This window comes from Nocardia sp. NPDC051929, from assembly GCF_044548645.1.
Taxonomy (GTDB): Bacteria; Actinomycetota; Actinomycetes; order Mycobacteriales; family Mycobacteriaceae; genus Nocardia; species Nocardia sichangensis.
Genome location: NZ_JBIUCG010000015.1, coordinates 162,024 through 186,981, shown reverse-complemented (window position 1 = coordinate 186,981; position 24,958 = coordinate 162,024). Strand labels below are relative to the sequence as shown.

19 protein-coding genes and 2 tRNA genes are annotated in these 24,958 nt (G+C 69.7%); 14 read left to right on the top strand and 7 right to left on the bottom strand.

Annotated features, from left to right (window positions below):
* Nucleotides 1-25 precede the first annotated feature (25 nt).
* Nucleotides 26-829, top strand: a complete 804-nt coding sequence (gene cmrA, locus ACIHAX_RS21745) for a mycolate reductase (RefSeq protein WP_355075865.1) — start codon at nucleotides 26-28, stop codon at nucleotides 827-829.
* 142 nt (nucleotides 830-971) lie between these two features.
* Nucleotides 972-2,312: a diaminopimelate decarboxylase gene (lysA, locus tag ACIHAX_RS21740; RefSeq protein ID WP_397279260.1), complete on the top strand. Its 1,341-nt coding sequence runs from the start codon at nucleotides 972-974 to the stop codon at nucleotides 2,310-2,312.
* 9 nt (nucleotides 2,313-2,321) lie between these two features.
* On the opposite strand, the gene ACIHAX_RS21735 is transcribed toward lysA, so the two are convergent.
* Complete coding sequence (locus ACIHAX_RS21735; protein ID WP_397279258.1) at nucleotides 2,322-4,010, bottom strand: helicase HerA-like domain-containing protein; 1,689 nt, start codon at nucleotides 4,008-4,010, stop codon at nucleotides 2,322-2,324.
* A gap of 200 nt (nucleotides 4,011-4,210) precedes the next feature.
* Between ACIHAX_RS21735 and orn the strand changes: the two genes are divergently transcribed.
* From orn to ACIHAX_RS21720, 3 genes are all read left to right on the top strand, one after another.
* Nucleotides 4,211-4,849: an oligoribonuclease gene (gene orn, locus ACIHAX_RS21730; RefSeq protein ID WP_397279306.1), complete on the top strand. Its 639-nt coding sequence runs from the start codon at nucleotides 4,211-4,213 to the stop codon at nucleotides 4,847-4,849.
* 55 nt (nucleotides 4,850-4,904) lie between these two features.
* A tRNA-His gene (locus ACIHAX_RS21725) sits at nucleotides 4,905-4,980 on the top strand.
* A 600-nt stretch (nucleotides 4,981-5,580) separates the two neighbouring features.
* Complete coding sequence (locus tag ACIHAX_RS21720; protein WP_355075858.1) at nucleotides 5,581-5,832, top strand: hypothetical protein; 252 nt, start codon at nucleotides 5,581-5,583, stop codon at nucleotides 5,830-5,832.
* A 63-nt stretch (nucleotides 5,833-5,895) separates the two neighbouring features.
* Here the strand turns inward: ACIHAX_RS21720 and ACIHAX_RS21715 are convergent, their stop codons facing one another.
* Nucleotides 5,896-7,134, bottom strand: a complete 1,239-nt coding sequence (locus ACIHAX_RS21715; RefSeq protein WP_397279256.1) for an Ig-like domain-containing protein — start codon at nucleotides 7,132-7,134, stop codon at nucleotides 5,896-5,898.
* 305 nt (nucleotides 7,135-7,439) lie between these two features.
* Between ACIHAX_RS21715 and ACIHAX_RS21710 the strand changes: the two genes are divergently transcribed.
* The 5 genes from ACIHAX_RS21710 (at nucleotide 7,440) to ACIHAX_RS21690 (ending at nucleotide 9,938) form a co-directional block, all read left to right on the top strand.
* Nucleotides 7,440-7,512, top strand: a tRNA-Lys gene (locus ACIHAX_RS21710).
* A complete protein-coding gene (locus ACIHAX_RS21705) occupies nucleotides 7,505-7,705 on the top strand; it encodes a hypothetical protein (protein ID WP_397279254.1) in 201 nt (66 codons plus the stop codon). Before ACIHAX_RS21710 ends, ACIHAX_RS21705 begins: the two co-directional genes overlap by 8 nt.
* A 518-nt stretch (nucleotides 7,706-8,223) precedes the next feature.
* Nucleotides 8,224-8,856, top strand: a complete 633-nt coding sequence (locus ACIHAX_RS21700; RefSeq protein WP_356968312.1) for a transglycosylase SLT domain-containing protein — start codon at nucleotides 8,224-8,226, stop codon at nucleotides 8,854-8,856.
* A gap of 137 nt (nucleotides 8,857-8,993) precedes the next feature.
* Nucleotides 8,994-9,308 (top strand): hypothetical protein, encoded by a 315-nt coding sequence (locus ACIHAX_RS21695; protein WP_356968314.1) that lies wholly within the window; start codon nucleotides 8,994-8,996, stop codon nucleotides 9,306-9,308.
* Nucleotides 9,309-9,401: 93 nt separating this feature from the next.
* Nucleotides 9,402-9,938: a DUF1992 domain-containing protein gene (locus tag ACIHAX_RS21690; RefSeq protein ID WP_355075851.1), complete on the top strand. Its 537-nt coding sequence runs from the start codon at nucleotides 9,402-9,404 to the stop codon at nucleotides 9,936-9,938.
* A gap of 15 nt (nucleotides 9,939-9,953) precedes the next feature.
* Here the strand turns inward: ACIHAX_RS21690 and ACIHAX_RS21685 are convergent, their stop codons facing one another.
* A complete protein-coding gene (locus ACIHAX_RS21685; RefSeq protein ID WP_355075850.1) occupies nucleotides 9,954-10,406 on the bottom strand; it encodes a MarR family winged helix-turn-helix transcriptional regulator in 453 nt (150 codons plus the stop codon).
* Between the two features lie 70 nt (nucleotides 10,407-10,476).
* Between ACIHAX_RS21685 and ACIHAX_RS21680 the strand changes: the two genes are divergently transcribed.
* On the top strand, nucleotides 10,477-11,454 hold the full coding sequence (locus ACIHAX_RS21680) for a pirin family protein (protein ID WP_355075848.1): 978 nt from the start codon (nucleotides 10,477-10,479) through the stop codon (nucleotides 11,452-11,454).
* A gap of 139 nt (nucleotides 11,455-11,593) precedes the next feature.
* Nucleotides 11,594-11,890: an excalibur calcium-binding domain-containing protein gene (locus ACIHAX_RS21675; RefSeq protein ID WP_355075846.1), complete on the top strand. Its 297-nt coding sequence runs from the start codon at nucleotides 11,594-11,596 to the stop codon at nucleotides 11,888-11,890.
* Between the two features lie 63 nt (nucleotides 11,891-11,953).
* On the opposite strand, the gene ACIHAX_RS21670 is transcribed toward ACIHAX_RS21675, so the two are convergent.
* Entirely contained in the window at nucleotides 11,954-12,175 is a 222-nt protein-coding gene (locus ACIHAX_RS21670) for a DUF3618 domain-containing protein (protein ID WP_067802691.1), read from the bottom strand.
* Nucleotides 12,176-12,341: 166 nt separating this feature from the next.
* On the opposite strand from ACIHAX_RS21670, the gene bcp reads away from it, so the two are divergent.
* Nucleotides 12,342-12,815 (top strand): thioredoxin-dependent thiol peroxidase, encoded by a 474-nt coding sequence (gene bcp / locus ACIHAX_RS21665; protein WP_397279252.1) that lies wholly within the window; start codon nucleotides 12,342-12,344, stop codon nucleotides 12,813-12,815.
* Nucleotides 12,816-12,874: 59 nt separating this feature from the next.
* On the opposite strand, the gene ACIHAX_RS21660 is transcribed toward bcp, so the two are convergent.
* Complete coding sequence (locus ACIHAX_RS21660; RefSeq protein ID WP_355075842.1) at nucleotides 12,875-14,101, bottom strand: hypothetical protein; 1,227 nt, start codon at nucleotides 14,099-14,101, stop codon at nucleotides 12,875-12,877.
* A 298-nt stretch (nucleotides 14,102-14,399) separates the two neighbouring features.
* On the opposite strand from ACIHAX_RS21660, the gene ACIHAX_RS21655 reads away from it, so the two are divergent.
* On the top strand, nucleotides 14,400-15,020 hold the full coding sequence (locus ACIHAX_RS21655; RefSeq protein ID WP_355075985.1) for a TetR/AcrR family transcriptional regulator: 621 nt from the start codon (nucleotides 14,400-14,402) through the stop codon (nucleotides 15,018-15,020).
* Between the two features lie 38 nt (nucleotides 15,021-15,058).
* Here the strand turns inward: ACIHAX_RS21655 and ACIHAX_RS21650 are convergent, their stop codons facing one another.
* Both ACIHAX_RS21650 and ACIHAX_RS21645 read right to left on the bottom strand, forming a co-directional pair.
* Nucleotides 15,059-15,496, bottom strand: coding sequence for a holo-ACP synthase (locus ACIHAX_RS21650; protein WP_039796489.1), 438 nt, complete (start codon nucleotides 15,494-15,496; stop codon nucleotides 15,059-15,061).
* A gap of 76 nt (nucleotides 15,497-15,572) precedes the next feature.
* A complete protein-coding gene (locus ACIHAX_RS21645; protein ID WP_397279249.1) occupies nucleotides 15,573-24,890 on the bottom strand; it encodes a fatty acid synthase subunit beta domain-containing protein in 9,318 nt (3,105 codons plus the stop codon).
* Between the last annotated feature and the right edge of the window lie 68 nt (nucleotides 24,891-24,958).

Here is a 24,958-nt window from a genome sequence, read left to right as displayed (position 1 = left end):
GGTCACGTCGCCTAGGCTGCATCGGGTGAGCCTGCCCTCCCCCACTTCCGAGAACCGCGCGGTCGTCACCGGCGCCTCCTCCGGCATCGGCACCGCGCTCGCCGCCGAACTCGCCGCCCGCGGCTACTCGCTGATCCTGGTCGCCCGCCGCGAGGAGCTGCTCACCGAGCTCGCGCAGCGACTGACCCTGGCCCACGGCATCACCGCCGAGGTGCGCGCGGTCGATCTGGCCGACCGCGAGCAGCGCGCTGTACTGGTGAAAGAACTGGCGACCCGCGAGATCGCCGTCTTGTGCAACAACGCGGGCATCGCGACCTTCGGCGCGATCGCCGAACTCGACCCGGCCTACGAGCGCGCGCAGATGGAACTCAACGCCGTCGCCGTGCACGACCTGACGCTGGCCGTGTTGCCCGGCATGCTCGCCCGCGGCAGCGGCGGCATCCTGATCAGCGGCTCGGCCGCGGGCAACATGCCGATCCCGAACAACGCCACCTACGCCGCGAGCAAGGCGTTCGCCAACACCTTCTCCGAATCGCTGCGCGGCGAGCTGAAAGGCTCCGGGGTGCACGTCACCCTGCTCGCGCCCGGCCCGGTCCGCACCGAGACCCCGGATCCCGCCGACGCCTCCATCGTCGACCGGATGGTGCCCGACTTCATGTGGGTCTCCTCGGAAGCCACCGCGAAGGTGTCCATCGACGCGCTCGCCCGCAACAAGATGCGCGTTGTCCCCGGCCTGATCAGCAAGGGAATGAGTGTGGCGGGACAGTACGGCCCGCGCGCGGTCACCGCTCCCATCGCCGGCGCGTTCTACAAGAAACTCGGCAGCTGAGCCAGCCGCGTCAGCGAGCTGTCAAGAAGCGACGCCCGGTGGTCAAGGATCCGCAAATGACCGGCCCACCGGCCCCGCACCCGGCGTAGTCCTGGCATCGGCCCCGCAATTCGAGAAAGCGGGGGCGACCCAGGAGAACATCGTGACGCTGCTCGACATCCTCCCGTCATTGCGGTCGGGATCACCTTCGCGCCTGGATGCCGCGGTCTGGCCGCGAGACACGCACTACGACGGCGACGGCGGGATCACCCTCGGCGGCGTCGCCCTCGCCGACATCGCCGATCAGTACGGGACGCCCACCTACGTCCTGGACGAGCAGGAGGTACGGTCCCGCTGCCGGGCCTATCGCAAAGCTTTTCCCGAGGCCGAGATCATCTACGCGGGCAAGGCCCTGATGACCCGGTCGGTGCTGGATTGGGTTACCCAGGAAGGCCTTTCGGTCGACGTGTGCTCGGCGGGCGAACTGGCCGTCGCGCTGGCGGCCGGTGTGGACCCCGCGCGCATCGTCCTGCACGGCAACGGAAAGTCGTTCGACGAACTGGCCACCGCCGTGCGCAGCGGGGTCGGCCGGATCGTGATCGACTCGCACACCGAGATCACGCTGCTGTCCGCCCTGGCCACGAAGCCACAGCAGGTGTTGCTGCGGCTGTCCCCCGGCATCGATGTCCACGGTCATCCCGCGGTGCGCACCGGTGTGCACGACCAGAAGTTCGGCTTCCCCCTCGGCAGCGATTCGGCCGCCGAGGCGATCGACCGTGTGCTGCGCCAACCGAACCTCACCCTGGTCGGCTTCCACTGCCATCTGGGCTCGCAGATCTACAACCCGGATCACTACGGCGAGGCGGTACGGCGCTTGGTCGCCGCGATGGCGCAGGTGCGGCAAGACCACGGCGTCTTGCTGACCCAACTGGATCTCGGCGGCGGTCACGCGGTGGCCTATCGCGCCGGTGAGGCCGACATGAATCTCGCCGAACTCGCCGACATCCTCGAGGACGCCCTCGACGCCGCCTGCGCCCGCCACCACTTCCCACGCCCGGTCCTCGCGCTGGAACCCGGCCGCGCCGTCGTCGCCAGGGCCGGGGTGACGCTGTACCGAGTGCTCTCGATCAAGCACGTCGAAGGCGGGCACACCTACGTCACCGTGGACGGCGGGATGAGCGACAACCCGCGCGTCGCGCTCTACGGCGCGCGCTACGAGGTCGTGGTCGCCAGCCGCCACCCGTGCGGTCCGCAGATGACCGCGACGGTCGCCGGTCGCTTCTGCGAGGCGGGCGACATCCTCGCCGCCGACGTCCGGCTGCCTGCCGACCTGCGCCCCGGCGAGGTGCTCGCGATGCCGTGCACCGGCGCCTACCATCACAGCCTTGCCTCGTCCTACAACACTGTCGGGCGGCCGCCGATCATCGCCGTTCGACACGGCCGCGCCCGCGAACTGATCCGCAGGGAGACGACGGCGGACCTGCTCGCCCGCGAGGTCGGATGACCGGCGCGCTCAACGGCGCCGGGTGCCGAACAGGCTGCGGGTGATCTCGCGTCCCGCCGCGGTGGCGGCCGAGCGCAGGAAGCCGCGGACCGCGGGGTTCCGCATGATCCGCTCGGCGGCGGACTCCTCTTCCGCGCGGTTCACGTTACGGCCGGGGACGGGTGCCGGTTCCGGCTCCCGCGTCGCGTCGGCCATCTTGGCGGCCAGCAGTTCGTAGGCCGATTCCCGGTCGATGGTCCGGGCGTACTTCGAGGCCAGCGGGCTGGACAGCGCCCCCGACCGGATCGCGTCCACGCCGATGGTGTCCATCAGCGACCGGGGTGGCCGCATCCTGGTCCAGGCCACCGGCGTCGGCGCGCCCTGCTCGGAGAGCACCGTCACGATCGCCTCGCCGGTGCCGAGGGAGGTCAGCGCCTGCTCCAGGTCGTATACACCGGTCCTGGGGTAGGTGCGGACGGTCTTGGCCAACGCCTTCTGGTCGTCCGGGGTGAACGCGCGCAGCGCGTGCTGGATGCGCGCGCCGAGCTGGGACAACACCGGGTTCGGGATATCGGTGGGCAACTGTGTGCAGAAGAACACGCCCACTCCCTTGGACCTGATCAGTTTGACGGTCTGCTCCACCTGATCCAAGAACGCCTTCGAGGCGTCGGAGAACAGGAGGTGCGCCTCGTCGAAGATGAACACCAGCTCGGGACGCTCCACGTCGCCGACCTCCGGCAGGGTCTGGAACAGGTCGGCCAGCACCCACATCAGGAATGTGGAGAACATCACCGGCCGCGCCGCCTCGGCACCCAGCTCGAAGAGTGTGATCACCCCTTTTCCGTCCACCACCCGCACCAGGTCGGCCGGATCGAGTTCCGGCTCGCCGAAGAACGTGTCGCCGCCGTCGGCCTCCAGATTCGCCAAGGCGCGCAGGATCACGCCCGCGGTGGCCGCGGAGACACCGCCGATGCCTTTCAGGTCATCCTTTCCCTCGGAGCTGGTCAGATGAGTGATCACGGCGCGCAGGTCCTTCAGGTCCAGCAGCGCGAGGCCATTGCGGTCGGCCCAGTGGAAGATCAGTCCGAGGGTGGATTCCTGCGTCTCGTTCAGCCCGAGCACCTTGCTCAGCAGAACCGGGCCGAACGAACTGATCGTGGCGCGGATCGGAAGCCCTGCCCCGGTGGTGCCCAGCGACACGAACTCGGTGGGGAAGCCGGTCGCCGCCCAGTCCGCGGCGCCGGTCTCCGCGATCCGCGTGGCGAGTCTTTCGCTCGATCGGCCCGGCTCGGCCAAACCCGACAGGTCGCCTTTGATATCGGCCAGCACCACCGGAACCCCGGCGCTCGACAGTTGCTCCGCGATGCCTTGGAGGGTCTTCGTCTTCCCCGTGCCGGTCGCCCCCGCGACCAGACCGTGCCGGTTCATCATCCGCATCGGGATACGGACGCGCGCGCCGGAATCCACCCTCCCGTCGACCACCACGGTGCCCAGGTCCAGCGCAGCGCCCTCGAACGCGTAGCCCGCGGCGATCTCTTGTGCGGCGGTCGAGCCCGGGGACGGTGCGTCTCTTCCTTCGGCAGCACCGGCTCCACCCGCCGTCTGCTCGGCCAGTTCACGTTCCGCGGCCTCCGCGGCGGCGGACGCCTCCGCCGCGATCCGCGCCGCCTCGTCGGCCGCTTTGCGCGCCGCGGCCGCCTTCTCCTTCGGGGTGGTCATCGCACGTCTCCGTCCTGGCTCGACCGGGCTGCTTCACTCAATGTTTGCTGCCGCACCGAAAACGCCGGGTGACGATCTGGAAGAAACTGTATCGCCACCGGTCGGATTCCCGTCCGCATCGGCGGCTTCGGGGTTGCCGAGCCGTATCGCGGGCACCGGACCTTCGCCCGGCTAATGTTGCACGGGTGTCCGACAAATACATGGTGTGGATGGATTGCGAGATGACCGGCTTGCGCTTGGACAGCGACAAGCTGATCGAGGTGGCCGCACTCGTGACCGACAGCGATCTCAACATCCTCGGCGAGGGCGTGGACATCGTCATCCACGCCGACGACGACGCGCTGGCCGCGATGCCTGCCGTGGTCGCCGAGATGCACGCGCGCTCCGGGCTGACCGACGAGGTCCGTCGCTCCACCGTCACCCTCGAAGAGGCCGAGCAGCGCGTGCTCGACTACATCCGCCAGTACATCCCCACCCCGCGCACCGTGCCGCTGGCAGGCAACTCGATCGCCACCGACCGCGGTTTCATCGCCAGGGACATGCCGCTGCTGGATGCCCACCTGCACTACCGGATGGTCGACGTGAGCTCGATCAAGGAGCTGTGCCGCCGCTGGTACCCGCGCATCTACTTCGGCCAGCCGGAGAAGGGCCTGAGCCATCGCGCACTGGCCGACATCCAGGAGTCCATCCGGGAACTGGAGTACTACCGGCGGACCGCGTTCGTCGCGCCGCCCGGTCCCTCCACCACCGAAATCGCCGCCGTCGCCGCCGAGGTCTCCGAGACCGCCGAACAGCGGACCGAATCGGCGCAGGTCAACGGCTCGCCAGATAACGATTAGGGAGTGGGCGGGTAGACACGCTAATATCTAGCCCGCCGGTTCTTCACCGGCGATGGTGAGCGTAGTTCAGTTGGTAGAGCACCAGGTTGTGATCCTGGCTGTCGCGGGTTCGAGTCCCGTCGCTCACCCCAGGTGTCGCGGTGTGCGAACCGTCCTCTGAGGCGGTTCGCACACTACGGCTGGCGCTTTCTCTACTCTGTTCATTCCCCGCATCGGCGCGCGACGTGAAATAGCCGTCCGTATCTCTCCGAGGCGGCGATCATGTCCCGAAGACCCCAAGCCATCGGCAAGCGCCTGCACTCGAATGGGTCCACATGCGAAATGCGTCACGATGCGGCGTGCCATTTCATGCCTGAGCGCGCCCTCCTGCCACGGCCGACCACCGAAGGTCTCGGCGCCTATGGAAATCGTCTTCCGCAGAGGCCGAGCGCCCGCATGACCCGCCTCGCCGCACCGGCCGGGTCCTGACGCGTTCGTCGCGGGCATCGCTTCGCGCCGCCGATCGAGGAAACCGGCCCACGTCCCCACCGAGAGCCGAGTCGGCTCGATCGGGCGCGGCTGACACTCCGCGCAAGGCTCTTTCACTGCGCCCCAGACCTTTTGCCGCAGGCACTCGCCGCGATGTGAAACGAAACCACTCCAGAATCCGCCACGCGTCCGTAGACTGCGGTGCACGTGGGACGGTGTCGCTGGGGCGCCTTCCCGGTTCGACCAGAAAGACACACCTCGTGATGCGTTCCGCGGTTATCGCAGCCTTCGTCGGCGCCACTCTCCTCACCGGATCCAGCGGAACCGCGGTCGCGGGAATCGGACTTCCCCCGCTGCCCGACTCCGGCTCGGCGTCGAGCGGATCGGCGGGCGGCCTGGCCACCACCGGCTCCTCCGGCACCGGATCGGCGGGCAGCAAGCTGCTGTGCGCCGCCACCGGCAGCGCCATCGCGATCCTGGGCGACGCCCAGTTGGGTTGCAACATGCTGCCGTGACCCCCTGAACGCCGAACGGGCCACCGGATCGCTCCGGTGGCCCGTTCGGCGTTCCGCTTCGGCTCAGCGATTGTCTTCGGCGTTGCCCGCTTTCCAGACCGACCACGGGATGTTCCAGTCACCCAAGCCGTCCACACCGGACAGGGTGCCGCCCACGGTGTTCTTCACGATCGTGATGTCACCGCGCTTGGCGTTCTGGAAGACCCACTGCGCGTTCGCCGGACTGAGGTTCAGGCAGCCGTGACTGGTGTTGCTGTACCCCTGCGCACCGACCGACCAGGGCGCCGAGTGGAAGAAGATGCCGCTGTAGGACAGTCGCGTCGCGAAGTCGACCGGCGTCTTGTACCCGTCGGGCGCGTTGACCGCCACGCCGTAGGTCGAGGAGTCCATGATGATCTTCTCGTGGCGGTCGGCCACGATGTAGACCCCGTTGTCGGTGGGGGTGCTGTCCTTGCCCATCGAGGTCGGCATGGTGCGGATCACCTGGCCGTTCAACTCGACGGTCACCTGCTTGGTGTTGTCGTCGGCGGTGAAGACCATCGCGTCGCCGATGGTGAAGAACGAGTGGATGTTGTCCTGCCCGTACAGGCCGTTGCCGAGATTACGTCCGTAGACGTTCACATCGACGGTGATCTTCGATCCCGGCGCCCAGAAATGCTCCGGCCGCCAGCGCACCTCGCGGTTGTTCACCCAGTAGAACGCGCCCTCCACCGGCGGCTCCGTGGTGATCTTGATCGCATCCTGCGCGGCCTTCCGGTCGGGGATGTTCTCGTCGAACTGGACGGCCACCGGCTGTCCGATACCGACGACCTCCGCCTCGCCGGGCACCAGGTAGGGCTTGGTCTGGTTACCGGGCGAACTCGTGGTGAAACTCAGCGTCGCGGAGTTCGCCCCGCCGAGCCCGATCGCGTCGGCCTTCAATCGGTAGGTCTTGCCGTAGCCGAGCACCTCGGTGGTCTCCCACGAACGCCCGTCGGCGGCGAGCCTGCCCTCCACCGCCTTGCCCTGCGGGCTGACCAAGCTCACGTTGGTGAACTTGCCGTCTTCCACCTTGAGCGCCAACGGGACGCCCGGCGATACCCCTACCTCGCCATCTTTCACCGGCGACAACAACTTCGGCTTGATCAGTTCTGTGATGGGGTTGCGGTCGATGGCCACCTGAGCCGCGTCCTTGGCGTCGGATGCCGAACATCCGGTCAATGCCAGCGCGGCGACCGCGACAACTATCACCGGTCCCGCGAACGTGCGTAGCGACCGCCTCGTAGTCGGCTTGCGCACGTGCCGACCTCGACCAAAACTCATTTCAACCCCGTTTCAAAGTCTCGGCGCTCCAGGACACACCGAGGGCTTCGGATACCGACCGCCACGCCGCTCACCCCGCCGTGTACGCGGGCGGTCGAAACCACAATCGGACATTCTGCCAGTGCGTCACGTCCTGGCCAATGTGAACACCTAGTCCGTCACTGCAGCGTTACCACCACTAGATCACCGCGGCGAACCCACGCGTTACGGCGGCGGAGAGCATCACATCCGCGCCGGTCAGGACACGATTTCACTTCTGCGGCCCCGGCCTGTTAAGGTTTGTCCCGCACCGGAACACGGAGCAAGCGCCATTAGCTCAATTGGCAGAGCAGCTGACTCTTAATCAGCGGGTTCGGGGTTCGAGTCCCTGATGGCGCACAACACGCAAACCGTGCCCTTGTCAGTCATCGGCTGGCAAGGGCACGGTTTTCTTCGTCTCCACGATGGCCCCGATTTCCGTGACATCACCGTGACCTGGAGTTTTTCCCAGTTGCACCAGTGGTCTCAATTCGGACAGCTATACGCCCGCGATCGCCGCGAAATCCACCTGTACGCCCGAAAATTTCTGTGACCTACGGCACAAGAGGTTTAACGGCAAACTCCCAGCTTGGATAACGATTCGGCAACCGCGTCTTGGGCTTTCCAAGATCGTCAGCGCCTGCCGTTCATGATCAGTTCACCGTCCGTTAACCATGCGTGACCATTCTGCAATCAGGTCACAAAGCGACCTGAAGTTTGGTCAGCCCGAGGAGTTGTAGACACCGATTCGGTAACGATCACACGGCAGGCACCCTGCCCGCCACGTGATCGGCGGAGCGGAATCCGGCAACGGACCCGCAATCCCATACTTCCGCCCGTCTCACCGCATCGAGGATGCGGGTCTCGCGCGACAAGCGGCCGAGCCCACCGAGGGCGATCCGGTGCCGCACGCAGAAGCGTCGCGTTCCGGGGACATCAGCGTCCCCCACAACAAAACCACACAAAAGCACATGGCCGTTTCGGCGAACGCACACGAGCGTACGCCGCAGGATCCGTGCTGCCCAACTGCGGCCGGATCGAGTAAGTCCCCGATCAAGGAACCGATTCGCAATGCCTGACAGACGCCTTTCCACCCTTCGCCGCCCCTCGCTCCGCGAAACCGTCACCGTCGCCTTCGCCGCCGCGGGTGTCGTCGCCGTGGCCGCCTGCTCCGCGGCGTCCGTTGCCGACAACAGCGTCCCGTCTCGCATCGCCATGGTGGCCGAGCAGCAGCCCGAGGCCGCCGCCGCTCCGGTCGCCGCACCGGCGGCCGAGGCGATCCCCGCGCCGATGCCCGCACCCGCGCCCGCCCCCGCCCCCGCGCCCGCTCCGGAGGCGGCCCCGGTCCCGGCCCCGATGCCCGCCCCGGCCCCGCCGGTCTACGCGGACAACCTGGACGGCTGGATCCGCCAGGCGCTCGACATCATGTCGGCGAACGGCATCCCCGGCACCTACAACGGCATCTACCGCAACATCATGCGCGAGTCGACGGGCAACCCCCAGGCCATCAACCTGTGGGACTCCAACGCCGCCATGGGCATCCCGTCCAAGGGCCTGCTCCAGGTGATCGACCCCACCTTCGCCGCCTACCACGTCGCCGGCACGCCCTTCGACATCTGGGACCCGGTCGCCAACATCGCCGCCGCCTGCAACTACGCGGCGCACCGCTACGGCTCGATGGACAACGTCAACAGCGCGTACTGATCCACACCGTCACGCAGCCTCCCCATCCATCGGATGGGGAGGCTGCGCCGCTTTCCGGCCGTGTCCGCGCGGTCGGGCAGGCGTATCTGCGGCTCGGCAATAATGGTCCACATACCCGCGACCCCTTGGACCTTGCCGTGACCGACTACGCACACAACGACGCGGCGGCCAAGAGCCGCGCCGAGAAAGCACGCCGGTTGGCGAGTTACCTCTGGCCCCGTGGCATCACCGGCTCCGAGGTGCTCGCGATGCCCGCGCCGGTACGGCGCAAACTGGCCAGGGCGGCCGGAACGAATCCGCCGAGCACCGACGAGACCTGGACCGCGGTGGCACGGCTGCTGACGGAGAAGGACGACTGGGCCGCCCGACATCCGCGGCATCCCGCTGCCCGGCGCGAGCACACCGACGAGAAACTGCTCTGGGTGAAGCCGCCGATCACGCCGTGGTCCTGAATTTCCGCGAAAGTCTTTGCGATTCAACGTTTTCTGCGTCTACTACAGACTTCCGTAGACTAGCGTCATGCACCCGCCGACTCAGCCGCCACGATGACCGAGCGCAAGCCGCCGAAGCAGACCTTCGAATCGTGGATCGACAAGCAGATCCGCGAGGCGGCCGAGCGCGGCGAATTCGACAATCTGCCCGGTACCGGCAAACCGATTCCCGGAGTGGGCACGGCTCCCGACGAGGACTGGTGGCTGCGCGCATATCTGCGTCGCGAAGGCGTCAGCGGTGACGCGCTGCTGCCCCCGTCGCTGTTGCTGCGACGCGATATCGAGCACTTGCCCGAGACCGTGCGTGATGCGACCGGCGAGCGGGAGGTGCGAGCCGCCGTGAGCGAACTCAACAAACGCATCGTGGAGTGGCTGCGGATGCCGCAAGGACCGTTCGTGCCGATCGCTCCGGTGAACGCGGACGAGATCGTCGAGCAATGGAGGCGCGCACGCGAGGTCGCAGGGCCGAAACGCGCGCAACCCAGCCTCGAAGCCACCGGCCCCGCCGGAGCGCAGGCCGGCCGCATCGCGCCGCGTCCACGCCGCCAGTGGTGGCGTCGATGGCGGCGGCACGACACCGAAGCCGGATAGCGGCGGGAACGGCGATCAGGCGCCGAGTTCGGTCACCTGCTCGACCTCGGTGACCACCTTGTCCGCCAGCGCGCGCAACGCACGCGCCTCACCCGGCGTCATCAGCTCGACGAAGACGCGACGGACCAGATCGACATGGTTGGGCGCGGCCCGCTCCAGCGCCACCCGCCCTTGCGGCGTGAGCTGCACGATGATGCCGCGGGCATCCTCCTCGGCGGGGCGCCGCTCGACCAGTCCGCGCGCGTCCATCCTGGCCAGATGCTTGGACAGCCGGCTCTTCTCCCAGCACACCTCGGTGGCGAGCTCTTTGGCGCGCAGACACCCGTTGGCGGCTGCCGACAACGCCACCATCAGCTCGTAGTCCGCCAGGGACAGGCCGTCCTCGGCCAGCCCGGCGGAAATCGCCCCGTCCAAACGCTGGCGCAGCCGCACGTAGGCCTGCCACGTCGCCTGCTCGTCGTCACTCAACCACCGGACCATGGGAATGAAGTGTAGTCACCGTTGGTTGACATGGACACCAACTCCCGAGGAGGTCCCCATGCCCGCCGTCACTGTTCCCGACATCATGGTCCTGCCACGCCTCCCCCGCCCGGACGCGACCCTGCGCCAACGGCCGGTCCGGAGCGTGGTCACCGCGCACAAACAGCGCGAAGGCGCGGGATTCGAGGTGCGCAGGCCGTTCCCCAGCATGGATCTGCGCACGGCCGATCCCTTCATCCTGCTCGACCAGATGGGTCCGGTCGCCTACGAACCGCACGAGGCGAAGGGTGCACCGTGGCATCCGCACCGCGGCTTCGAGACGGTCACCTACATGCTCGACGGCACCATGGTGCACCACGACTCGCAGGGCGGCGGCGGCGTCATCGGCGAAGGCGACACCCAGTGGATGACCGCGGGCTCCGGCATCCTGCACGACGAGGTCCCGCCGGAGGAGATGGTCGCCTCCGGCGGCTGGTTCCACGGCATCCAGCTGTGGGTGAACCTGCCGCGCGCGCTCAAGTTCGCCACGCCGCGCTACCAGGACCTGCGCGCTCGCGAACTGACGCTGGTGAGTTCGCACGACGGCGGCGCGCTGGTGCGGCTCATCGCCGGAGAGGTCGGCGGATTCACCGGCCCCGGTTCGACATACACCCCGATCGCCTACGCCCACGCGTCGATCACGCCCGGCGGAATCCTCGAAACACCTTGGCCGCAAGAGTTCACGGCGATGGCGTACGTGCTATCCGGCAGCGGCACGGTGGGCGCGGAGCGCAGGCCGCTGAACGAGGGGCAGCTCGCGGTCTTCGGCCGCGGAGACGCGATCAGCGTGACAGCCGATGCGCGCCAAGACAATCGGACCGGAGCGCTCGAAGTCCTGCTGCTCGGCGGACAGCCGATCCGCGAACCGGTGGTGCAGTACGGGCCGTTCGTGATGAACACTCGCGCGGAGATCATCGAAGCGATGGAGGACTACCAGGCCGGACGCATGGGAAACATCCCAGCGGAACACATCCGCGGCATCGGGACGGCCCCCTGAGCCACGGCACTGGGTGCGATCCCCTAATCCCCTAGTTCCGTCCCCGCGAGGTTGACAAGAGAGCGGCCCGTCACAACAGTGGATGCGGCGTCCGGTCGGACGCCCATCCACCGCAGCAACCACATACATAGAGGAATACATGAACGTTCGCCGGCTCTCCGTCAGCGCGGCCATCGCGGGATTGACCTTTCTCGCGGCTCCTGCCGCCCTAGCCGCCCCTCCGTCCGGATCCGCCGGAACCGGCTCCTCGGCCGTCGACACCGGCTCCGCCGCGACCGGCTCGGCCGGTCTGTCGCAGACCGGTTCGGCCGGTGGCGCCTACGCCAACTGCGACGACGCCCGCGCCGCGGGACACGCGCCGCTGTTCCGCGGCGAACCGGGCTACGGCCCGCACCTGGATCCCGACGGCGACGGCTTCGCCTGCCCGACGGTCTGAACCGACCGCGAAACGACGACACCCGGTGGGCATCGCCACACCGGGTGTCGTCGTTTTTCCAGCTCAGCGGAAGATCTTGAGCAGCACCAGCCCGACGACGACCGCGGCGGCGCCGATCAGGCTGTATTTCACCTTCGGCTCGTTCAGCTTCGAGACCACGATCTGCTTGGTGTCGTCCGCGATCCGATGCGGGTCCGCGCGTACCGCGAGTTCGTCGAGCGTGCTCGCCAGCCGAGTGCGGGCGGCCTCGATCTCCTGCTCGATCCGCTCGGTATCCCTTGCCACGTTCCACCCTCCTGTTGTCGATTGCCGCACCCGGTGCACGAATCGGGCCGCACGCTCGGCCGTTCGCGGAGCACCCGGGGCTCGCGGACGAGTCTATCCGCCGCCACGCGCCGCTATCCGGCCGCGCGAGGATCTCCGGTCGGGACCTTCGGATACCGTGCAGAAGGTGACCACCAACCAACGACTCTCCCCGGGCGACACCGCCCCCGACTTCACGCTTCCCGACGCCGACGGCAAGGACGTCTCGCTGTCGGACTACCGCGGTCGCAAGGTGATCGTGTACGTCTACCCCGCCGCGAGCACGCCCGGCTGCACCAAGCAAGCCTGCGACTTCCGCGACAACCTGGCCGACCTGGACGGCGCGGGCATCGACGTCGTCGGCATCTCACCGGACAAGCCCGCCAAGCTGGCCAAGTTCCGCGACGCGGAACGGCTGACCTTCCCGCTGCTGTCGGATCCCGATCGCGCCGTGCTCACCGCGTGGGGCGCGTACGGAGAGAAGACCATGTACGGCAAGACGGTCGTCGGCGTCATCCGCTCGACCTTCCTGGTGGACGAAGCGGGCAAGATCGCCGTCGCGCAGTACAACGTCCGCGCCACCGGCCACGTCGCCAAGTTGCGCCGCGATCTGTCGGTGTAGCGCGGGCAACGAAAAGCCCGGCGCCGCAGGGGCGCCGGGCCGAAGTCGGGTGGATCGGATCAGACCTGCCACACCTGCTGGGCTGCCCACTGCGCCATCAGGCGAAGGTGCTCGTCCCACCAGTCCGCGGCTTCCGGGGTGAACACGGCGGGTGGTGGGGCCTCACCGGGGAACAGCAACGCGGCGTCGGGTGCGCCCACCTTACGATCGGTCGGGACCCCGGTCCCCGGCAGGAGCGGCTCCGGGGTTTCCGTCTCCGGCCTGGTTGTCGCGTCTGCGGCGACCAACGGCAACGGACGATGCCGCGGGGCGAGCCCCCCGCGCTGGTCCGGAAGCCACACTCCGGTCGTGGTGGCGTCGCCGCCCCGCGGCCCGTCGAACGACTCGTCCGCCTCGGTGTCCGCGGGACGGACCGGCTCTACCGGATGCGTCGCGCCTGCGCCCTCGATCCGGGCGTCCGCCACGACGGTCGGTGTCGGCTGCGCGGAATCGTTCAGCAGATAGCTCCCGCCGACGACCATTCCGCTTGCCAGCACACCGGCCGCGGCGAACACCGCGACGCCGCCGCGCGCCCGACTCGACTCGCTCACCGGCCCGACGTAGCTGTCCTGCTCCAGCCGGGCGCTCAACGCCGCGCCCGCGGCGGACGCGAAAGCGCCTACGGTGCAGGGGATCACCGGAGCCCCGAATTTCTCGACCGCCCTCAGCACCGCGGAGCCCGCGCCCGCCGAGCCGATCAGCGCCACCGCGTCCGGCCGCGCGCCGGCCGCGTCCAGCTGATCCCACGCCGCCGTGACGCCGATGCCCAGCGACCGGGGCGTCGCCCGGCCCGCCTGCCCCACGGCGGCGAGCACCCGGCGGCGGCCCCGGTCGACCAGGGTGAACGCGTGGTACCCGGGCACCACCTCGCACACCAGCAGGTTGTCGTAGGCGTCGAGCCACGTCATCATGCTCGCCACGCTCAGGTGGGCCGATTTCACCGAGACCAGCGAGGCGCTGTGCCACGGGCCTGCCGCCAGCCGGGTCACGATGGCGCGCCGCTCCGCGGCGTCCCGATAGGCGACGGCTACGCCACCGACTTCCCGCTCCGAGCCCAGCCCGGCGGCCAGGGCGTCCAGCGCGGTCTCGACCGCCTCGGCCACGTCCGCCTTGCTGTCGCCGTCCGTTCGCTCGATCCGGCGCAGCAGCACCCGATCGGCCAGCTTCCTGCCGTCGGCGAGCGCTACCGCGTGCACGGCACCGCGTTCGGTCGAAACGCCGAGAGTCACCACAGATTCAGCTACCACTGATCACGCCTTCCCCTCTGTGCATTGACCGAGCTCACGGGCTTGCCGAAAGCCATGAGCCCCATGGATTCCCCTGCTCGGAACACACGTCGCGATGCACGCGCGCTCGGTATATGTTCGATGCCGCATCGGTTACGGATGGGTAGCGGAAATCAAGTCAGCTGGACGCGAACGGCGGATGCGCGTATCGCACGCTTGTCCCTACCGTTAGCCTGGATGCGTGGAAGTACGCGCGGAGGCCAGGGTGAAGCACCGTCTGGACCCTGCGTTGGAGCTGCAGGACGACCCACAGGAGCTCATGCCGCGACGCCGGCCGACGCAGGAACGCAGCAAACGAAAGTTCGACGCCTTACTCCAGGCGTCCAGGGAGCTGCTCGTCGAGGTCGGGTTCGAGTCGTTCACCTGCGAGGAGGTGGCGGCCAGGGCGGAGGTGCCGATCGGCACGCTGTACCAGTTCTTCGCCAACAAGTACGTCATCGTCTGTGAGCTGAATCGCCAAGATCTGGTTGCCGTTTCCCAGGAGCTGGCCGACTTCCACGGTGAGATTCCCTCGCTGGACTGGTTGCGGCACATGAACCAGTTCGTCGACCACCTGGCCAACCTCTGGATGACCGACCCGTCCCGGCGGGAGGTGTGGCTGGCCATGCAGTCCACGCCGTCCACCCGGGCCACCGGGGCGATCCACGAGAAGCAGTTCGCCGAGGTCGTGTCGCAGATGCTGCGCCCGCTCACGCCGCGCACTCCGCGGGCACGGCGCACCATGATGGCGGAAGTGCTGGTGCACGTGGTCTATTCGATGCTCAACTTCTCCGTGCAGGACGAGCAGAGCAGCGCCGAAGCGGTCGCCGAACTCAAGCGGCTGATGGTCGCCTACCTGCTGGTCGCGGAGAAGGAATCGCGGACCGGCGGCCAAAAATAAGTGGTGGTCCCGGCCGGAACCGGGACCAACCGCGCGACTCAACCGGCGCTCTCGCGGCCTTCGATGAGGTCGGCCAGCTCGCCCGGGTCCTCCAGCACCACCATCGCGGCGGCGGTGTCGCCGTCGTGGGTCAGCGACAGGTGAACCCTTACCCGGGGCAGGAATTCGGCGGCCAGGCCGTGCAGCTTGATGCTCGGCCTGCCCCACGCGTCGTTGACCACCTCGATCAGCGGATAGGGGTTGTCCCCGATCTGCGGGCGGCGGGCGAACCGCGACGACGCCCATGCTTTGAGCACCGCCTCTTTCGCCGCCCACCGCGCCGCGTAGCTGCGCGCCGGGTCGGTCCCTTTGCTCTGGCAGTAGCGCCGCTCACCCGCGGTGAAACTTTCCCGGAGCATCGTCGTTCCGGCGCGTTCGAGCTGTTCGGCGAACTCGGAGATGGTCACCAAGTCCAAGCCGATACCGAGGATCGTCATAGGCGGCCAGCCTACGACGTCCTCGGCGAGCCCGCGCACGGACCCGGCGCGGCGAGTTGCCCCGCCGCGCTTCCGGTTACGCGCATCCGATGCCCTTCGCGCGGTAGGCGCCGTCCTGATCCAGGCGCGCCTCCGGCGAGAGCAGCACGTCGGCCTCCAGCTGACGCGCCCGCTGGGACGGGGTGCCCTCCCCGCCGAGCCTGCGATCCGCGGGACGTTCGTACAGCGGCGCGCCGCCGCACATCGCCTCCACGAACCGCTGGCGGCCGGTCAGCTGACGCTCCTGCGCCGTGCGCTGGTACTCCTCGCGCCGTCCCGGCTCGATGGCCTGGATGAACGCCTCCGGGTGCACGATCGCCAGCAGACCGTTCACGTGGCCGAAGCCGAGCGAGGTGACCAGACCCGCCTTCAGCGGAAGGCGCCCGCCCAGCCGCAGCGGTTCGCGCAGCCACACCAGGTGCGGGAAGGCCAGCATCTTCTCGTCGACGCAGTCGAGGCTGCGGTTCGGCGGGATGACGCCCTGCTCCAGCACCTGGCACAGGCCGATGAGCTGGAATGCGGCCGCCCCGCCCTTCGCGTGCCCGGTGAGGGTCTTCTGCGAGACGACGAACAGCGGAGCGCCGTCCGAGCGCCCGATGGCCGTCGCGAGCCGCTCGTGCAGTTCCGACTCGTTCGGGTCGTTGGCGGCCGTCGAGGTGTCGTGCTTGGACACCACCGCGATCTCGTCCGGGGTGACGCCGAGCTTGCGCAGTTCGGTCGCCAGCCGGGATTCCGTCCCGCCACGACCGGCGCCCAGCGCGCCCAGGCCCGGAGCCGGGATGGACGTGTGCACGCCGTCGGCGAAGGACTGCGCGTAGGCCACCACGCCCAGCACCGGCAGGCCCATCTCCAGCGCGACGCTGCCGCGCGCCAGCAGGACCGTGCCGCCGCCCTGCGATTCGATGAACCCGCCGCGGCGGCGATCGTTGGCGCGGGAGAAGTACCGGTCGCTGATGCCCTTGGCGCTCATGGCCGCGGAATCCGCGGTGGCCGACATGTCACCGAAGCCGACGATGCCTTCGATGCCGAGATCGTCGTAGCCGCCTGCCACGACCAGATCGGCCTTGCCCAGCCGGATCTTGTCGACGCCCTCCTCGACCGACACCGCGGCGGTCGCGCAGGCCGCCACCGGATGCACCATCGCGCCGTAGCTGCCGACGTAGGACTGCACCACGTGCGCCAGCGCCACGTTCGGCAGCGCCTCCTGCAGGATGTCGTTCGGCCGCGACTCACCGAGCAGGTTGTCGATGTACAGCGAGCGCATCGAGGACATGCCGCCCATGCCGGTGCCCTGCGTGTTGGCGACCAGCGAGGGGTGCACCCAGCTCATCAGCTCAGCGGGGCTGAACCCGGAGCCGATGAACGCGTCGACCGTGCAGACGATGTTCCACAGCGCGACCCGGTCCACCGAAGCGGCCATATCGGGCGAGATGCCCCAGATGGTCGGGTCCCAGCCGGTCGGGATCTGGCCGCCGACGGTGCGCGAGAGCTTGGCCCGGCGCGGCACGCGGATCTCCGTGCCCGCTCGGCGCGTCACCGTCCAGTCGCCGGAGTCCGCGACCGGTGTGATCACCGTGTGCTCCGGATCGGCGGCGTGGAAGGCACGCGCCTCGGCCTCGCCGCCCACCGTGAACGACAGGTCCTGGTCGAGGAAGACCGAGGTCATCAGTGGGGCCGAATTGTCGGTCATGGCGCCGTCGTCCTCGTAGCGGCGCACACCGCAACGGGCGACCACGGCGTCGTGGTAACGCTCGGCCAGCTCGTGCTCGGGGACGTAGTCACCGGACGCGGCGTCGTACCAGCCCGGCTTCGGGTCGTTCTCCCAGGTGACCATGCCGGTGGTCCAAGCCAGTTCCAGCACGCCCGCCGCCGACAGTTCGTCGGAGACCTCCATCTCGAATCGGGTGCGCGCCGAGCCGTACGGGCCCAGCTCGCCCGCGCCGACGATGACCACCATGTCGGCCGGATCCACCGTCACCTCGCCCCACTCGGGCACCGGCAGCGCGGAGGTCACGGTCGGCGGCGCCGGCAGTGCGGCGATCGTGCGACCCGCGTCCGCGTCGGTCTCCGCCTCCGCCTGCTCCGCGGCCTGCTTGGCCAGCGCGGGCAGGTCCAGCTTGGCCCTGGCCAACCCACCGGTCAGGTCGATCTGCTGCGGGCCGGTCGCGGTCACCTGGCGGGCCCGCGAGGTGCACCACTTGAGCAACTCGTCGGCCATCTCCGCGGTGGACCAGGTCTGCACACCCGCCTTCTCGACCGCCTCGACCATCGGGTCGTTGTGGCCCATCAGGCCGGTGCCGCGCACCCAGCCGATCAGCGCGTGCACCAGGGTGACCCGGGTCGACCACGACTTCTCGGCCCGCCACTTGGCGACCACCGCGTCCAGCGCCGCCTTCGACTCGCCGTAGGCGCCGTCGCCGCCGAACATGCCGCGGTTGGGCGAACCCGGCAGCACCACGTGCAGTTTCGCGTCCACGTCGTGATCGGCGCCCAGCTTGGACAGCCCGCCGATCAGCCGTTCGACCGACCAGAGCAGCACGCGCATCTCCATTTCGGCGCGCGCGCCCGCGTCCGCGAGGTCACCGGCCACTCGCGGCGCCGCGAACGGCAGCAGCAGCGTGGGCGTCATCGCGTCCTTGACCTTGATCTTCGCGCCGCCCGCGCTGTCGACCTGCTCGGTGCCGATCCAGTCGATCAGGGCGTCGACGTCCTGGTAGGACGCCATGTTGGCGGGCACCACCCACAGAGCCGCGCCGTGCCGGGCGTTGTCGCGGTAGAGCTTCCGGTAGAAGGCGAGGCGTTCGTCGTTCAGCGACGACGTGGTGACCACGACTGTGGCGCCACCGCTGAGCAGCCTGCCGGTCGTCGCCGCCGCGATGGATCCCTTGCTGGCGCCGGTGATCACCGCGATGTCGGAGGACCACAGCCCGGGCTCCTCCGTGCTCAGCGCCGCCTCGGCGATGCGCTCGTACAGGCCGGCCAGCACCGAGCGCGCTTCGTGCATCGCCCGCTGCCGCCACCAGTTCGCCTGCGCCGCAACGGCTTCCCCCGCACCGATGAACCCGGTGACCGGTCCGTTCGCGCTGCCTGCGTCGTCGGCGAGCCACAGCCGGGCCAAGTCCTCGCGCGCCGTGGCCCACCGGTCGTCCAGCAGCACCGCCTTGCGGGCGTCGAACGCGGGCGCCACCAGACGCGGCCAGTCCGAACCGAGTTCGGCCGACACCAGATCGACCAGGGAGTTGTCGGTCGCTTCCGGCGCGGAGACGCGCTCGGAAAGTCCGAGCTGTTCCAGTACGACGCGCGCGGCCGTGGCGAGCACGCCGTCGCGTCCGGTGATCTGCTCGGTGAACTCGCCCAGCGCGGCGGCGTCGACGGTCGCACCGCCACCGCCGCCCGCCGAGGGCAGCGACACCGCGACACCGCGACGGGCCGCGACGGCCTGCACGGCGGCATCGATGGCCGCGTCGACCGAGGCGGCGTCGCCCAGCGCGCCGGAGACGAGGCCGCCCAGGTCGCCACCACGCACGCTGGTGCCTTCCCTGGTGCCCAGCGACACCTCGGCGGTCACGTGGCTGGCCCACCCGTCACCGAGTTCCCAGACCTTCTTGACCCGGTCCGCGATGGCGGCCGGACGCTTGCCGGACGGCCCGAACACCTTGCGCAGATGGTCGCCGATGGCGTCGGTGAGCACCGTGCCGAACGGACGGTAGGTACGGGCGAGCCGCTCCACCGTCGCGGACAGCGCACCCATGTCGGCGTCGGCCGCGCCGTCGATCGCGCCGAGCGAGAGCTCGGAGCCGAGGTCGACCAGCAGCTGGTTACGCCGGGAGGAAACGCCGTCGCACAGGCCCTCGATGGTGTCCACCGGGCCGATCTGGTCCAGCCGCAACTTGGTCCACAGCGCGATCAGCACGCGCGTGGCGTCGGCGGCGGTGAACGCGATGTCGTCCGGACGCGGGCCGCCCGAACTCGGGGCGGGCGCGGCCACGGGTGCGGCGGCGACGGCCGCTGCCGGAGCCGCTGCGGCGGCAGGCTCCTCCACCGGCTCGTCGACCGGGGCGGGATCGGTGTCGGTCGCGTAGACGATCGCCGCCTCGCGCTCGATGTTGAGCACTTCCACCTTGGCTCCGCCGAAAGCGGGGAGCTTCAACGTCTGGCTGGCCAGGTTGGCCACCGTCGGCGTCGCGCCGAGACCGATCTCGATGAACCGCTCGATGCCGAGGCCGCCCTGTGCGGGGTCGGTGAACAGCAGGTCCTGGGTCTCGATCCAGCGCACCGGGCTGGCGAACTGCCACGCGAGCAACTCGATCAGCACCACGCGGCACAACTCGGTCGGCCGGGCGGCCCAGCTGTCGAAGTCGGCCAGCACCTCCGCGAGCGGTTCGGACGGCACCAGGTCCGCGATCTCCTGCACGAACGCCCGCTCGAGTGTGAAAAGCCTCGGCACCAGGTTCGGGATGTAGCGGCCGATCAAGGTCTCCGGGCGCAGATCCACCGGCAGCAGCTGCTCGAGCTTCTGCCGGAACTCCGGAACGCCCTTGCGCAGCACCGTCGAGTGGAACGGCACGTCGATGCCGGGGACCAGGATGAACGCCCGCTTGCCGCCGAATTCGGCGCGACGACGGTCGATCTCCTGCTCCAGCGCGTCCAGCCCGGCCACCGTGCCCGCGATCGCGTACTGCGAACCGCGCAGGTTCAGGTTGACCACCTCGAGGAACTCCCCGACCCGATCGCCGACTTCCTTGACGAAGCCGACGACCTCCGCGTCGGGCAATCCGATCTGTGAGGGCCGGATCGCAGCCATCCGATAGTCGCTGCGTCCCTGCGCATCCCGCGGCACCAGCTCGTGCATCGCGGAACCGCGCTGGAACACGACCTCGAGCACCGCCTCCAGCGGCAGCACTCCGGCGACGGCGGCGAGCGCGTTGTACTCGCCCACCGAGTGGCCCGCGAGCAGCGCGCCCTCGACGAACGCACCGGACTCGCGCAGTTCCGCCACCTGGGCGACGCCGAGGGTCGCCATGGCGACCTGGGTGAACTGGGTCAGGTGCAGCACGCCGTCCGGGTGGCGGTGTTCGACGCCGCGCGCCTTCAGGTAGGTCGGGTTGTCGCGCACCACGGCGAGAATCGAGAAGCCGAGCGCCGCACGGGTATGCTTGTCCGCGCGGTCCCAGATCTCCTTGGCCGCCTTCGACCGGGAGCGGGCGTCCAGCCCCATCCCCTTGCGCTGGATGCCCTGTCCGGGGAAGGCGTAGACGGTCTTCGGCGCCACGGTGCGACCGGTCGCGGTCATCACCAGCTCGCCTTCGGTGCGGCAGGAGACCTCGACGACCTCGCTGCCCGCGTCGAGCGCTACCCGCTCGACGCGCACATCGATCTGCGCCCCGGGACGGACCATGCCGAGGAACCGGGTGGTCCACGCGGTCACCGTCCGCGCGGGTACCGAACTCGTGGGATCGACCGCCGACACGACGTGCTGCGCGGCCGCCGACAGCCACATGCCGTGCACGATCGGGCTGCCGAGCCCGGCGAGCTTCGCCGCGGCATCGCTGGTGTGGATCGGGTTGTGGTCGCCGGAGACGGCGGCGAAGGCGTGCATGGTGCGCGGAGCCACGATCGTGACGTCGCGGCGACGCCTGCGCGGGGTGTCGGTGGCCGCGTCGGACACCGTGCCAGCCGCGCGCGGCGGATCGGCCAGTTCGCCCGCGCCGTTGCGCCCGCGGATCGCGAACCGCTCGGTGAGGGTGGCCAGCACCGGCATCGACATCCCGGTCTCGGGCTTGTCCAGCATGGCGGTGATCCGCACGTGCACCTCGACGACCCGGCCCAGGTCGGTGTCGACGGTCTCACCGGCCTCCGCGCGCACCGCCAGCACACTGGTCTCGGCGGGCAGCGCACCGGCGAGGTGCACTTGGTGGTCCAGGTGCACCAGGTCGAGCATGCCCTCGATGACGCTCTCGCCCTTCGCGGTGCGGGTCGCGCCGAGCACCGCGAACACGGCGGGCCAGCACGCGCCGACCAGCACGTCCGGCACGGTGCGGCCGAGCGTGCTCAGCGTGGCGGGCAGGCCGGAGCCGGTGACCCCGGCGTGATCGGCGATGAGATCCGGCGTCCAGGCCAGATTCACGTGGGCGACCTTGCCCTTGACCTCGGGCAGATCCTGGCCCGCGGCGACCGCGAGCAGCGCGGCCATGGCCTCGTCGGCGTCGGCCTCGGTGACGACCGGGGCGCCACCGTTGTAGACCGAGGTCGGCACGGTGATCCGGATGCGCACCGCGTTGCCCGCCAGCAGCGGGACGGTCAGCTCCACGTAGGCGTGCTCCGGCTCGGCGCCTGCGGTCTCGACCAGCGTCGCGCCGGTGGGCGGATGCACCGCACCCTTGCCGTCGACGACCCACTCGGACAGGTCACCGAGCCGGTGCACCGGGCTGATCGCGGTGCGTCCGGCCCACTGCACGTCCGGGGCGGCCAGCACGGCGTCGATCGGGCCGCTCGTGACGCCCGCCGTGCGACGCGCGTCCACCGGGGTTGGCGCCACGCCCGCGCGCACCAGGGAGTACGCCGTGTCCTGTTCGAAGCGGTCGAGCAGTTCGCCGACCGGCTCGTCGACCCGGGTGATGCCCGCGACCGCGACCGTGCCGGGGATGACGCACACCTGATCGGCCGAGTAGCGCGGATCGTGCGCCTGCCACAGTGAATCCGAGCGCCACCAGCGACGCACGTCGCCGTCCACGACGGGCACGAAGTTCACCGGCTTGCCCGGGGTCTTGCACAACGCGATGAAGAACGGGACGTCGGCCGGGTGCAGCAGCGTCTGCGCCGTGGCGGGATAGGCGTCCTTCAAGGCGCACAGCGCCGCGACCGGGTTCTCGAAGTCGTCGTCACTCGCGAACAGCGTGGGGATCTCGCCGCGGTCGGCCGGGTGCAGCCGGGATTCGGTGCGGCGCACCATCTCCGCGAACCGGTCCCGCCAGGTGATGTCCAACCACACCGAACGCGTCGCCTCGGCGATCGCGTCGCCCAGGTCGCTGCCGCAGTCGAAGTCCTTGCGCCGGTCCAGCCCGACCGCGAGCTCGACGTAGCGCTCCAGCCAGTCCTGGTAGGTCATGGTGGCCAGGTCGCCGAAGTACGGCTTGGCGGTGGCGTTCAGCGCCGCGATGATCTCGTCGCGACGCGCCGCGACCGCCTCCGCGTCGCCCGCGACCTCGTCCAGCAGTCGGCCGGTGCGCGAAGCGGCGTTGTCGATCTCGTGGATGTCGGCGCCCAGCTGGCTGCGGCCCGAGGCCATGCCGCCGGACGCGGTGCCCGCACCGACCCAGTCGGGCGTGCCGGGAGTGTCCACGAGCAGTTGCTTGACCTCCGGCGCGGTGGTGGCCTCCAGCGTGGCCATGGCCGCCGTGCCGACCAGCACGCCGTCCAGCGGCATCACCGGGTAGCCGTGCCGGACCGCCCACTGGCCGGTGAGGTACTCCGTCGCGCGCTCGGGGGTTCCGATGCCACCGCCGACGCACACCACGACATTGGCGCGGTTGCGCAGCTCGGAGTAGGTGTCCAGCAGCAGGTCGTCCAGGTCCTCCCAGGAGTGGTGACCACCGGCCTTGCCGCCCTCGATGTGCATGATCACCGGGTAGTCCGGGACCTCGTCGGCGATGCGCAGCACGGCCCGGATCTGGGCGACCGTGCCCGGCTTGAACGCGACGTGGCTGATCCCGACCTCGGTGAGTTCCTGGATCAGCGCGACAGCTTCCTCCAGCTCGGGAATGCCCGCCGTCACGATGACGCCGTCGAACGGGGCGCCTGCCGTGCGGGCCCGCTGCACCAGTCGCTTTCCGCCCAGCTGCAGCTTCCACAGGTAGGGGTCGAGGAACAAGGAGTTGAACTGCACCGAGCGCCCCGGGTGCAGCAGCGTCCGCAGCTCGGCCACCCGGTCGGCGAAGATCTGCTCGGTCACCTGCCCGCCGCCGGCCAGCTCCGCCCAGTGGCCCGCGTTCGCCGCGGCCGCGACGATCTTCGCGTCGACCGTGGTCGGAGTCATGCCCGCGAGCAGGATCGGCGAGCGCCCGGTCAGCTTGGTGAAGGCCGTCTCGACCACGATGCGCCCGTTGGGCAGCCGCACCGGCCGCGGCGCGAACGCCGACCACGGGGCCGCGGGCTCCGGCGCGGCACCGGGGGTGAGCAGGCTGCGCTGTCCGGCGCGGGTAGCGGCCGCGATGATGCCGAGGCCGGTGCCCTTCAGCGTGCCCCCCGTGACGCGGGAGAGCAGGTCGCCCGGGCCCAGGTCAAGGATCCACTCCGCGCCCGCGGAGATCACGCCCTCGACGACGGCCACCCAGTCGATCGGATCGACCAGGATCTGCCGCGCCAGCTCGCCCGCCAGCTCCTTGTCCAGGCCGCACTGGTCGGCCCAGCTGCTCACCAGGTCGACGGTGTCGGCCAGCGCCGGGTGGTGGAAAGCCACGTCGACGGCCACGTCCTCGAAGACCGGAGCGAACACCGAGCCGCCGCGCACCTTCGCGTCGCGCTCGCGCGCCTGCTCGTCGTGGATCTGCGCGCACCGCTGCCGCACCCGCTCCAGCTGCGCGGGCGGCCCGGACAGCACCGCGCGCCGACGTCCGTTGCGGATCGAGACCACCACGGCCGCAGCGGGATCGGATCCGTCACACACCTCGGCCACCACGGCGCCGAGCTGCTCGGGATCGACATTGGACACCGCGACCATCGGCGAGCGCTCGCCCACCGGCATCAGCCCGCGCCGCCGCGCGACCAAACCCGCTGCGGCGCCGATCATCTGGGCTACCGCGAGCAGCTCCGCGTCGCGGGCGCCACCGGCTTCGACCGCGGCGGCGGCGAGCAGACCCTGCGAATGCCCGACGATCGCGACCGGCGCGTGCTCGGCCGGATCCAAGCCTTGCAGCCGCAGCGCCCGCACGGCCGCCACCTGGGTCAGCAGCACACCGGGCATGGACACCGCCGCCGAGCGCAGTACAGCGTCGGACGGGGCCGCGGAGATCTCGCCCTCGTCACCGTCGGCGAGTTCGTTCTCCAGCATCCAGCCGATCGGGTCGAAGCCGACCGGACGAACCACCAGCAACTGCGCCGCGACCGGCTCCAACAGCGCCGCCGCCTCGTTGACCAGCGCGGTCAGCTCCGGCTCCAGCGCACTGTCGCGCGCGATCTCCTCCAGCTCGCTCAGCCACTGCGCACCCTGCCCACCGAAGGCGAGCGCGTACGACACGCCGCCGAGCAGACGATCCAACAGCGGCGACCGCGCCCCGCCCGACGCGGCCTTCCCGGCGGCGGCAGCCACCTTCGTGCTCTGTCCGGCTTCGGTCTTGGTGCTCTCGTTGATCGTCAAGACGCTTCGACTTCCTTCTCCATGCGACATGCCTCGGCGACACGCCGGTCCCTACCGGTTCACGAGTG

What these genes read in the sequence shown, in the direction of transcription:
- ACIHAX_RS21735 (WP_397279258.1), bottom strand. Translation starts at nt 4,010, where the DNA reads ATGACCACCCCGAAGGAGAAGGCGGCCGCGGCGCGCAAAGCGGCCGAC.
- ACIHAX_RS21690 (WP_355075851.1), top strand. Translation starts at nt 9,402, where the DNA reads ATGACCGAGCGCAAGCCGCCGAAGCAGACCTTCGAATCGTGGATCGAC.
- ACIHAX_RS21715 (WP_397279256.1), bottom strand. Translation starts at nt 7,134, where the DNA reads ATGAGTTTTGGTCGAGGTCGGCACGTGCGCAAGCCGACTACGAGGCGG.
- orn (WP_397279306.1), top strand. Translation starts at nt 4,211, where the DNA reads ATGGTGTGGATGGATTGCGAGATGACCGGCTTGCGCTTGGACAGCGAC.
- ACIHAX_RS21655 (WP_355075985.1), top strand. Translation starts at nt 14,400, where the DNA reads ATGCCGCGACGCCGGCCGACGCAGGAACGCAGCAAACGAAAGTTCGAC.
- ACIHAX_RS21705 (WP_397279254.1), top strand. Translation starts at nt 7,505, where the DNA reads ATGGCGCACAACACGCAAACCGTGCCCTTGTCAGTCATCGGCTGGCAA.
- ACIHAX_RS21650 (WP_039796489.1), bottom strand. Translation starts at nt 15,496, where the DNA reads ATGACGATCCTCGGTATCGGCTTGGACTTGGTGACCATCTCCGAGTTC.
- ACIHAX_RS21720 (WP_355075858.1), top strand. Translation starts at nt 5,581, where the DNA reads ATGCGTTCCGCGGTTATCGCAGCCTTCGTCGGCGCCACTCTCCTCACC.
- ACIHAX_RS21675 (WP_355075846.1), top strand. Translation starts at nt 11,594, where the DNA reads ATGAACGTTCGCCGGCTCTCCGTCAGCGCGGCCATCGCGGGATTGACC.
- ACIHAX_RS21700 (WP_356968312.1), top strand. Translation starts at nt 8,224, where the DNA reads ATGCCTGACAGACGCCTTTCCACCCTTCGCCGCCCCTCGCTCCGCGAA.
- ACIHAX_RS21680 (WP_355075848.1), top strand. Translation starts at nt 10,477, where the DNA reads ATGCCCGCCGTCACTGTTCCCGACATCATGGTCCTGCCACGCCTCCCC.